Origin of the sequence: Streptomyces sp. Isolate_45 (assembly GCF_024721315.2) — a bacterium.
Taxonomy (GTDB): Bacteria; Actinomycetota; Actinomycetes; order Streptomycetales; family Streptomycetaceae; genus Streptomyces.
On the sequence record NZ_JANFAK020000238.1, the window covers coordinates 1 to 9,595 of the forward strand.

8 protein-coding genes and 1 pseudogene are annotated in these 9,595 nt (G+C 72.1%); 3 read left to right on the forward strand and 6 right to left on the reverse strand.

The window, feature by feature from the left end; translation table 11 throughout:
• Window positions 1-218: 218 nt before the first annotated feature.
• Window positions 219-590 carry a VOC family protein gene (locus tag NOD94_RS38245; protein ID WP_281210857.1) on the forward strand — a complete coding sequence of 124 codons (372 nt, stop codon included), beginning with the start codon at window positions 219-221 and terminating at the stop codon, window positions 588-590.
• Window positions 591-658: 68 nt separating this feature from the next.
• Here the strand turns inward: NOD94_RS38245 and NOD94_RS38250 are convergent.
• Window positions 659-1,266, reverse strand: a pseudogene (locus NOD94_RS38250) (dihydrofolate reductase family protein).
• Between the two features lie 207 nt (window positions 1,267-1,473).
• Between NOD94_RS38250 and NOD94_RS38255 the strand changes: the two are divergent.
• On the forward strand, window positions 1,474-1,872 hold the full coding sequence (locus NOD94_RS38255; RefSeq protein ID WP_281210858.1) for a VOC family protein: 399 nt from the start codon (window positions 1,474-1,476) through the stop codon (window positions 1,870-1,872).
• Between the two features lie 41 nt (window positions 1,873-1,913).
• Here the strand turns inward: NOD94_RS38255 and NOD94_RS38260 are convergent, their stop codons facing one another.
• Window positions 1,914-2,195 carry a hypothetical protein gene (locus NOD94_RS38260; RefSeq protein ID WP_281210859.1) on the reverse strand — a complete coding sequence of 94 codons (282 nt, stop codon included), beginning with the start codon at window positions 2,193-2,195 and terminating at the stop codon, window positions 1,914-1,916.
• A gap of 316 nt (window positions 2,196-2,511) precedes the next feature.
• Window positions 2,512-4,071, reverse strand: coding sequence for an APC family permease (locus NOD94_RS38265; protein ID WP_281210860.1), 1,560 nt, complete (start codon window positions 4,069-4,071; stop codon window positions 2,512-2,514).
• A 271-nt stretch (window positions 4,072-4,342) separates the two neighbouring features.
• Between NOD94_RS38265 and NOD94_RS38270 the strand changes: the two genes are divergently transcribed.
• A complete protein-coding gene (locus NOD94_RS38270) occupies window positions 4,343-5,440 on the forward strand; it encodes a DNA alkylation repair protein (RefSeq protein ID WP_281210861.1) in 1,098 nt (365 codons plus the stop codon).
• Here NOD94_RS38270 and NOD94_RS38275 read toward each other — a convergent pair.
• From NOD94_RS38275 to NOD94_RS38285, 3 genes are all read right to left on the reverse strand, one after another.
• Window positions 5,382-6,023 carry an HTTM domain-containing protein gene (locus tag NOD94_RS38275; RefSeq protein ID WP_281210862.1) on the reverse strand — a complete coding sequence of 214 codons (642 nt, stop codon included), beginning with the start codon at window positions 6,021-6,023 and terminating at the stop codon, window positions 5,382-5,384. The two genes, NOD94_RS38270 and NOD94_RS38275, sit on opposite strands and share 59 nt — an antisense overlap.
• A 260-nt stretch (window positions 6,024-6,283) precedes the next feature.
• On the reverse strand, window positions 6,284-7,777 hold the full coding sequence (locus tag NOD94_RS38280) for an aldehyde dehydrogenase family protein (RefSeq protein ID WP_281210863.1): 1,494 nt from the start codon (window positions 7,775-7,777) through the stop codon (window positions 6,284-6,286).
• Window positions 7,774-9,513, reverse strand: coding sequence for a D-aminoacylase (locus NOD94_RS38285; RefSeq protein WP_281210864.1), 1,740 nt, complete (start codon window positions 9,511-9,513; stop codon window positions 7,774-7,776). The genes NOD94_RS38280 and NOD94_RS38285 overlap by 4 nt, the downstream gene beginning before the upstream one ends.
• Window positions 9,514-9,595: the final 82 nt, after the last annotated feature.

The following is a 9,595-nucleotide window of genomic DNA, read 5'->3' on the forward strand; positions in this document are numbered from 1 at the left end:
CCCGCCCCCCCCCCCCCCCCCCCCCCCCCCCCCCCCGCCCCCCCCCCCCCCCCCCCCCCCCCCGGCCGCCCCCCCCCCCCCGGCGGGATGTCCTTGGCCCGAATCAGGGCGGGTTTGGGGGGTTCCCGCCCTGATGCGGACCAAGGACACCCCGCCCACCCCCCGATCCCGCTCAACTCGATGGACAGCGGTCGGGCCCATGATCGATAGTGCCGCCCATGGCCTCACTCGTACGACACATCACCATCGACTGTTCCGACGCCTACAGCCTGGCGCAGTTCTGGGCTGCGGCCCTTGACGGTTCCGTCTCCGACGACGATTTCCCGGGCGACCCCGAGGCGTTGGTCACCGCTTCCGGGGCGGCGGTGCTGTTCGTGACGGTTCCCGACGCCAAGACGGTGAAGAACCGTGTGCACCTCGACCTCCAGCCGCAGGACCGGACCCGCGACGAGGAGGTGGAGCGCATCCTCGCCCTGGGTGCGACGGTCGTCGGCGACCGGCGGAATGCGGACGGGACGGGCTGGGTGACCATGGCCGATCCCGAGGGCAACGAGTTCTGCGTCGAGCGCGGCGTGGCCGAGCGGGGCTAGGGCCCGCCCGGCGGCGGGCCGGCCGGCTCCGAACCAGCGGCCCATGACCCACATGCGCGGCCACGCGCCTAAGCGCCCGCGCCCGATGCGCCCGACCCCTGGCCCACCGGCCTGTAGGTGCAGACGTTCACGCCGGTGCCGCTGGTGACGGTGGAGACGAGTTCGAGCGTGCGCAGGCCGCCGTCCTCGGGGAAGATCGACTTTCCGCCGCCCAGGAGCACCGGCATGACGATGAGCTTCAGCTCGTCGACCAGTCCCTCGCCCAGCAGGCCGCGTACCAGCGTGGGGCTGCCCATGACCAGCAGGTCGCCGTCGCCCTTGGCCCGCAGTTCGCGCACGTCGTCGAGGAGGACGCGGGTGGTGTTGTGCCACGTGCCGAGGTCGTCCTCGCCGAGCGTCCCGGACACGACGTATTTGGGGACGGCGTTCATCCGGTCGGCGAACGGGTCGCCCGCCCGGGCCAGGCCGCCGCCATCGTCTGCCACGTACGGCGGCCGAGGAGCAGGGCCTCCGCCTTGGACGTGGACTCGGCGAAGGCGCCACCGACGACCTCGGGCTCGAAGAACGGGTGCGACCAGCCGCCGTGGGCGAAAGCGCCGTCGTTGTCCTCGCCCTGGCCGCCGGGCGCCTGCACGACTCCGTCGAGGCTGATGAACTCGCAGATGACGATGCGCATGGGACCCGCTCCTCTTTCTCACATGGGCTGTACGGAAGGAGAGACCGCGCGTTCGCCGGAGAATCATCGACCCCGCGACTGTGACCCGCGCCACAAAATCCCCAGGTGCGGCACGCGCCGCGAGTGCCGTCCTGTCGGCGGCTGCGCCACCTGACACATCCGGCCCCCGTTCCACCGCCTCCGGCGGTGGGCCCGTAGCCTCCCGGCATGATCGATTCACGGACCCACATCCGCGTCGCGCGGCCGTCGCTCGACCTGGAGGCAGCCGAGCGGTTCTACGTGGACGGACTCGGGCTCGACGTCCTCTGGCGCACCTCCGGGCAGGTACCGGGGGAGCACGATCTGCTGATGGTCGGGCCTTCCGGGGGCGGCTGGCACTTCGAGCTGACCCTGGATCCCGAGAGCCCGATCGCGCCCGCGCCCACGGTGGACGACCTGTTCGTCGTCTACCTCGGGCAGGCCCCCGACGATGCCCTGGTGCGGCGCCTGATCGATTGCGGCGGGACCCGGGTGGCTTCCCACAACCCGTACTGGGACGAGTACGGGGTCACGGTCGTGGATCCCGACGGCTACCGGCTGGTGCTCTGCTCCCGCACCTGGGGCTGAGCCGCCGCCCGACGGACGGGCGGGCGGCCCGACGGGCGGGGTCAGCCCACGCTCGGGGCCTTGGGGAGGCCTGCGGACAGGGCGCCGCCCGCGCCGGCGAGGGAGGCCTCGGTGGCCTTGGAGGCCGTGCCGGCGGCCTGGGAGGTCACGGCCACGGCCGTCTTCGTGTCCTGGACGGCCTGTCCGGGGTGGTCGACGATGTCGGTGACGCGCTGCGTGATGGGGGGCGCCTGGACCGGTGCCTCGTCGGCGTGCGCGGCGACGGGGGTGAGTGCGAGGGCGGCGCCGCCGGAGAGGACCAGGGCGGAAAGGGTGCGCTTCATGGCATTCATGCCCCGCCCAACGACCCCGCCGCGCCCCGGGTCACTGCGGTGTCGGCGGGAACCCCCGACGGCGTCAACGAAGCCACGCGCACCACGTCGGCCGGAACGGCCGGGCCGCCCGTCCCCGACCCGTGCCATCCCCCCGACACCCGACACCCGGCCCGCGACCCCCGACCCCCGACACGCACCCGCCCGAACGCCCGCGGCCCCCACCGGGGATACCGGTGGGGGCCGCGGGGATGACACGGGGCGGACGGGCGGACGGGCGGCGGGACCGGCGGGACCGGAACCGGAACCCGGACCCCGACCCCGACCGTCAGTCCTCGACCACCAGTGCCGGGGTGGACTTGGTCAGGACCTCGCCGCGGAAGAAGGCGGGGCTGCGGCGTTCGGTGACGATCATGATGACCAGGCCCAGGGCGAGCAGGCCGACACCGATGACGAAGACGCTGCCGACGCCGAGGACGGTGGAACCGGATCCGTACGACGGGTTCCACATGTCGATCAGGGTCTTGAAGAAGACCGTGGCGAGGAGCAGGCCGCCGAGGACGGGGAAGACGCCCTTGAAGAACAGGTCGCGGGCGGAGCGGCGCAGCTCGCCGCGGAAGTACCAGGCGCAGGCGAAGGCCGTCAGCGAGTAGTAGAAGCAGATCATCAGGCCGAGCGCGAAGATCGTGTCGGTGAGGACGTTCTCGCTGACCAGGGTCATCACGGTGTAGAAGACGCCGGTGGCGACGCCCGCCATGACGGTGGCGCGGCCCGGGGTCTTGAACCGCTCGTGGACCTTGGCGTAGGACGGCGGCAGGGCCTCGTAGGTGGACATGGCGAGGACCGTGCGGGCCACGGGGATGAAGGTGGTCTGGAGCGACGCCGTCGCCGAGGCCAGGACCGCGACGAAGAGCAGGATGCCGAGCATCGGGCCCATGACGGGGCCGGCGAGGGCGGCGAAGACGTTGTCGGAGGTCTCCGGGTTGCCGAGGCCGAGGCCCGTGGTGCCGGATCCGACGGCCATCTGGGCGGCGACGCCGGTGGCCAGGTAGGAGCCGACGAGGACGATCATCGCGATGAGCGAGGCGCGGCCCGGGGTCTTGGCGGAGCCGGTGGTCTCCTCGTTGGTCGCCAGGCAGGCGTCCCAGCCCCAGTACATGAAGATCGAGAGCGAGAGTCCGGCGGTGAAGGCCGCCATGGACTCGACCGCGAAGGGGTTCATCCAGGACCAGGAGAAGTCCAGGCCGGTGTCGAAGGAGCCGGCCGCGGCCTTCTGGAAGGCCATCGCGACGAAGATGGCGAGGACGGCGAGCTGGAGGCCGACCAGGGTGTACTGGACGCCCTTGGTGGCGGTCATCCCGCGGTAGCTGATGGCGGTCGCGGCGGCGATCAGGGTGAGGCAGGTGACGATGTGGACGAGCTTGTTGTCGTCCAGGGCCGCGATCGACTCGTTGCCGGTGATCTCGCCGGCCAGGAGCCAGAAGTAGGAGGTCGCGACGCCCGCGAGGTTGGAGAGCACGATGATCGTCGCGATCACCAGGCCCCAGCCGCACATCCAGCCGATGCGGGGGCCGAAGGCCTTGACCGTCCAGGTGAAGGAGGTGCCGCAGTCCGGCATGGCCTTGTTGAGCTCGCGGTAGGCGAAGGCGACCAGCAGCATCGGCAGGAAACCGGCGAGGAAGATCGCCGGCATCTGCATGCCGACCTCGCCGGCGGTGGAGCCGAGGGTCGAGGTCAAGCAGTAGACGGGGGCGACGGTGGAGATGCCGATGACGGCGCTTCCCACCAGTCCGACGGACCCCTTGCCGAGGCCCTTGCCGCGAACGTCGCCCTCGGCGACGCCGCTTACCGTGTCTCCGACCCGAGGCCGAACGTCCAGCTGTGTCATGGGTAAGGACGTTAGATGCTGCGGTTTCCTCATTCGGAAGACTTAAGTCCAGTACTTCACAGGGCTAAATCCCTTGGAATCCCGAGGTCTGGACTGTTCACACTCCCGCAATACAAGGTTCACTCAGGCATCTAATCGCGCTTCGGAAGGCTCCGGGCCGAACCTTCCGGAATGCGGAAACCGCAGCCGTGCCCGATTTGCCCCATTCAAAACTTTCCCGTGCAACTTTTCGGGCCGCCGCCACCAAGGCCCCTGGCGCCACAATGGCCCCATGCCCACAGCAGACGAGCTCCTCAGCGCGGATACCGTCAGTAACCTGGCCCGGAAGCTCGCCCGGGCGGCCCGCGCGCCCCGCTGCCCCGCACTGCTCACCTGCGCCGGAGCCCTCGACGGCCTCGGCTACGGGGCCCGGGTCACGGCCGTCCGCGACGCCGTCCTCGCCGACCTGCCCGACGACTGGCCCGCCTTCGAGGCCGTCGTCCGCACGGCCCTGGAGGACCCCGACTTCGCCGGCTGGATGACCTTCCCCGTCGACGAGGCCGTCGCCGTGCGCGGACTGGCCGCCTTCGAACCCGGCCTCGCCCTGCTCCGCGACCTCACCCCCCGGCTCACCGCCGAATCCGCCGTCCGCCCCTTCCTGCGGGCCGACCCCGAGCGCGCGCTGGCCGTCGTACTGAAGTGGACGGACGACCCCGACCCACACGTCCGCCGGCTCGCCAGTGAGGGGACGCGGCCCCGGCTGCCCTGGGCTCCGCAGCTGCCGGCGTTCGTCGCCGACCCGCGCCCGGCCCTCCCCGTACTGCACGCCCTCCACCGCGACGCGTCCGAGTACGTGCGCCGCTCCGTCTCCAACCACCTCAACGACATCAGCCGCGACCACCCCGACCTCGCGGTCGAGACGGCGGCCGCCTGGCGGGACGACCCCTCGGGCGCCACGGACCGCGTCGTCCGGCACGGGCTGCGCACCCTGATCAAGGCCGGCCACCCGGGCGCGCTGACGCTGCTGGGGCACTCCCCCGACGTCGCCGTCACGGTCCGCGGGCCGGTCGTGGCCACCCCGAGCGTCGCCGTCGGCGAGTACCTCGTCTTCGCGTACGAGGTCACCCACACCGGCCCGCGCCCCGCCGAGTTGGTCATCGACTACGTGATCCACCACGTCAAGGCCAACGGCACCCGCACCCCGAAGGTCTTCAAGCTCACCACCCGCGCCCTGGCCCCCGGGGAAACGCTCACCGGCTCCAGGCGCCACTCCTTCAAACCGATCACCACCCGCCGCTACCACTCCGGCGAGCACCTGGTGCAGCTCCAGGTCAACGGTCGGGTCCGGGGCGAGGCGGGGTTCTCTCTGGTCGTCCCGTGCGGGCCCTGACCACGCGGGTCACGCCGTCGCCCAGTCTGCGCAGCAGGACGGTCGACAGGAAGAGCATGTCCGCCGCGATCATCGCCAGGGCGAAGCAGGGCAGGCCGAGCAGGATCCCGATGCCGGCGTGCATGGACATCATGATCAGGACCATGACCGTCCTCAGCCGACGGTTGAAGAGGGTGAACGGGAACGCCACCTCGACGATCACCGTGCCGTACGTCAGCAGCAGGACGACCACGCCGCTGCTCGCGATGGCGTGGGACAGGGCGGGCCACGGGGTGACGTTGCCGAGGTGCAGCACGTAGTGGAGCGCCGTGCCGTCCTGCCAGAAGGAGCCCTGGATCTGGTACCAGCCGGAGGCCGCGTAGATCAGGCAGACCTGGGCCGCGATCACGGACATCGCACCGGCGTGCACCACGTTGCCGACCATGCCCATCACGGTGCGGGGCTCGCCGGGCGCGTACCGGCGCACCAGCCACCAGGCCGGCTGAGCGAGGACGAAGCCCCACAGCAGCAGCGCCCAGCCCGTGCTCAGCAGGCCCAGTGCGGTGACCGGGGCGAGCACGGCGGTGCCGAGCGCCCACAGCACGATGCCGGTCGTGTCGGTCGGGTCGGTCGGGTCGGTCGTGTCCCGGACCTCGCTCCGGCCGGCCTTCCGGGCGCGCCGCGCCGCCGCGCGTCCAGCGACCAGACTCCGGTTCTGGAGGGCGGACGCCGTCTCCGCTCATCGCCGACGCGCGGAGCTGCCGGGGCGCAGAGCGACGGCCCGGGGCGGACGCGAACACTCTCCCTCCCCGGGGTGTCGACCGGGGGCACGCTCATGCGGACGGCCCCCGGTCGCCGGGGCCTTCAGCCCGGCCAGACGATCGACTGGACCTCGCTGTAGGCGTGCAGGGCGTAGGAACCCACGTCCCGGCCCACGCCCGACTGCTTGAAGCCGCCGAACGGCGCCTCCATGTTCCGGCCGATGGTGTTGATGCCGACGCCGCCCGTCCGGAGTCGCCCCGCCACCCGGAAGGCGCGGGCCGAGTCGCCGGACCAGACGTAGGAGAGCAGGCCGAAGTCGCTGTCGTTCGCCAGCGCGACGGCCTCGTCCTCGCCGCCGTCGAAGGGGACGACCACGACGACCGGGCCGAAGATCTCCTCCCGCACCACGCGCATGTCGTTGGTGCAGTCCACCAGCAGGGTCGGCGCCACGTAGAAGCCGCGGCCCGCCCCGACCACGGGGCGTTCCCCGCCGTGGACGATCCGGGCGCCTTCCTTGCGGCCGAGTTCCACGTACGACTCGACGCGGTCGCGGTGCGCCGCCGAGATCACGGGGCCGACGACCGTGCCGCGCTCGGCCGGGTCGCCGACCTTCATGAAGGCCAGGTAGCCGGTCAGCTTCTCCACGAGCCGCGCGTATACCGACCGGTGCGCGATCACCCGGGTCGGGGCGGTGCAGATCTGCCCGCTGTAGAAGGAGAAGGTGGTGCCGATGCCCATGACGGCGGAGTCCAGGTCGGCGTCGTCCAGGACGATCGCCGCGCCCTTGCCGCCGAGCTCCATCAGCTGCCGTTTCATCGTCCGGCCGCACACCTCGGCGATGCGCTGCCCGACGGCGGTGGAACCGGTGAAGGACACCATGTCCACGTCCGGGGAGTCCACGGCGGCCTCGCCGACCTCCACCGACGTACCGGAGACCACGTTGACCACTCCGGCGGGGACCCCGGCCTCGTGGAGCGCCTCGGCCATCTTGAACACGGACAGCGGGTCCTGCGGCGCCGGCTTCACGACGACCGTGTTCCCCATGGCCAGGGCCGGTGCCACCTTGCCCGCCGGGTTGGCCCACGGGTTGTTGTAGGAGGTGACGCAGGTGACGACCCCGACGGGCCGGCGGACCTCCAGGGCGCCCAGGATGGCCGCCCGCCCCATCGGTCCGGCCTCGGTGACCTGCGGCGGCAGCGCCTTCTCGACGGGTTCCAGGGCGCCGCGGGCGTACCGCCGGAACCGGGACACCCCGACGCCGACCTGCATGCCGCGGGCGATGCCGGTCGGCGCCCCGGTCTCGGCCTGCGCGAGGGCCGCCCAGGGTTCGTACTCCCGTTGCATGATGTCGGCGGCGCGGTCGAGGATCGCCGCCCGGGCCTCGGGCGTCGTACGGGACCAGGCTCCGAAGGCCTCCGCGGCCGCGCGGGTGGCCTCCGCGACCTGGGCGCGGCCGGCCTCCGGGGCGAGGCCGACGACGGATTCGTCGGCCGGGTTGATGACCTCGTAGTGCCCGCCGGCGGGCTCGACCCAGTCGCCGCCGATGTAGAGCCGCTGGGGCGTACCGGACGGGGTGGCGCGGGGCGTCGTGCTCATCGGGTGCTCACCGTCCTCGTGTGCCGGCCGGAACGGAGCACGGTGCCGGGGACCGCGCCCGTCACCTCGTCGTCGCGGATGGTCTCCACTCCGTTGACGCGTACGGAGACGATGCCGATGGCCCGCGCGTCGAGGCGCGGGCTGTCGCCGGGCAGGTCGTGCACGAGCGTCGCCGGACCGGCCTCGATCCGTTCGGGGTCGAACAGTACGAGGTCGGCGTGCCAGCCCTCGGTGATGCGGCCGCGTTCGCGCAGCCCGAAGAGTTGGGCCGGGTCGTCGGTGAGCATCTTGACGGCCTGTTCCAGCGGGACGAGCTTGCGGCCGCGCAGGCAGTCGCCGAGGAAGCGCGTGGTGTACGGGGCGCCGCACATCCGGTCCAGGTGGGCGCCGGCGTCCGAGCCGCCGAGCATGACGTCCTCGTGCTGCCAGGTTTCGGCGCGCAGGGTCCAGCTGGCCGGGTCGTTGTCGGTGGGCATGGGCCACAGGACGGTGCGCAGGTCGTCGTTGGCGCAGATCTCGACGAGGCAGTGGAAGGGGTCCAGGCCTCGTTCGGCGGCGATGTCGTTGACGACGCGGCCGGAGAGGCCCTCGTTCTCCTTGCTGTACGTGTCACCGATGACGTAGCGGCCGAAGTTGGCGAGGCGGCGGAAGACGCCGGCCTCCTTGCTGTCGGCGCGGCGCAGCATCTCGGCGCGTACGTCGGCGTCGCGGAGCTTCGCGATCCGTTCGGGTACGGGCAGGCCGAGGACGTCGCCCCAGCCGGGGATGAGGTTGAGGGCGCAGAAGGTGCCGAGCGACATGTTCATCGGGGTGAGGATCGGCATGGTGAGCGCGACGATGCGGCCGCCGGCCTTGCGGGCGCGGGCGCTGGGGATGAGCTGGCGGGGGACGCGTTCGGGGACGGAGGCGTCGATGGTGAGGACGTTCCAGTTGAGGGGCCTGCCGGCGGCCGCGCTCATGTCGACGAAGAGGTCGATCTCCTCGTCGGAGAACTGGTCGAGGCAACCCGCGACGATGGCTTCGAGTTGGGTGCCCTCGTGGTCGGCGACGGCCCGGGAGAGCGCGAGGAGTTCGGCGGGTCCGGCGTGCCGGGAGGCGACGGGGGCGCCGGCGCCGTCGGAGTGGGTGGAGGACTGGGTGGTGGACAGGCCCCAGGCGCCGGCGTTCATGGCGTCGTGGAAGAGGTCGAGCATCTGCTGGAGTTGCTCGGGGGTGGGCTGTCCGCCGACCGCGTCGGCGCCCATGACGTGGCGGCGCAGGGCGCAGTGGCCGACCATGAAGCCGGCGTTGACGGCGATGCGGCCTTCGAGGGCGTCGAGGTACTCGCCGAAGGTGGACCAGGTCCAGTCGACGCCTTCTTCGAGGGCCTTGAGGGCCATGCCCTCGACCTTGCTCATCATGCGGCGGGTGTAGTCGGCGTCCTCGGGGCGGTCCGGGTTGAGGGGCGCCAGGGTGAAGCCGCAGTTGCCGCCGGCGACGGTGGTGACGCCGTGGTTCATGGAGGGTGTGGCGTACGGGTCCCAGAACAGTTGGGCGTCGTAGTGGGTGTGCGGGTCGATGAAGCCGGGGGTCAGGACGAGGCCGGTCGCGTCCTCGGTGGTGCGGGCCTCTTCGGTGACGGTGCCGGGGGCGCCGATGGCGGCGATCCGGCCGTCCCGTATGCCGACGTCGGCGACGTGCGCGGGGGCGCCGGTGCCGTCCACGACGGTGGCGCCCTTGATCAGGTGGTCGAGCATGGCGTCCCTTCAGCGGGTCCGGTGTGGTCGCGGCGTGCGCGCGCCGGGGCGGCGGGTGCGCGTGGCGCGCTGCCTCCGCCGG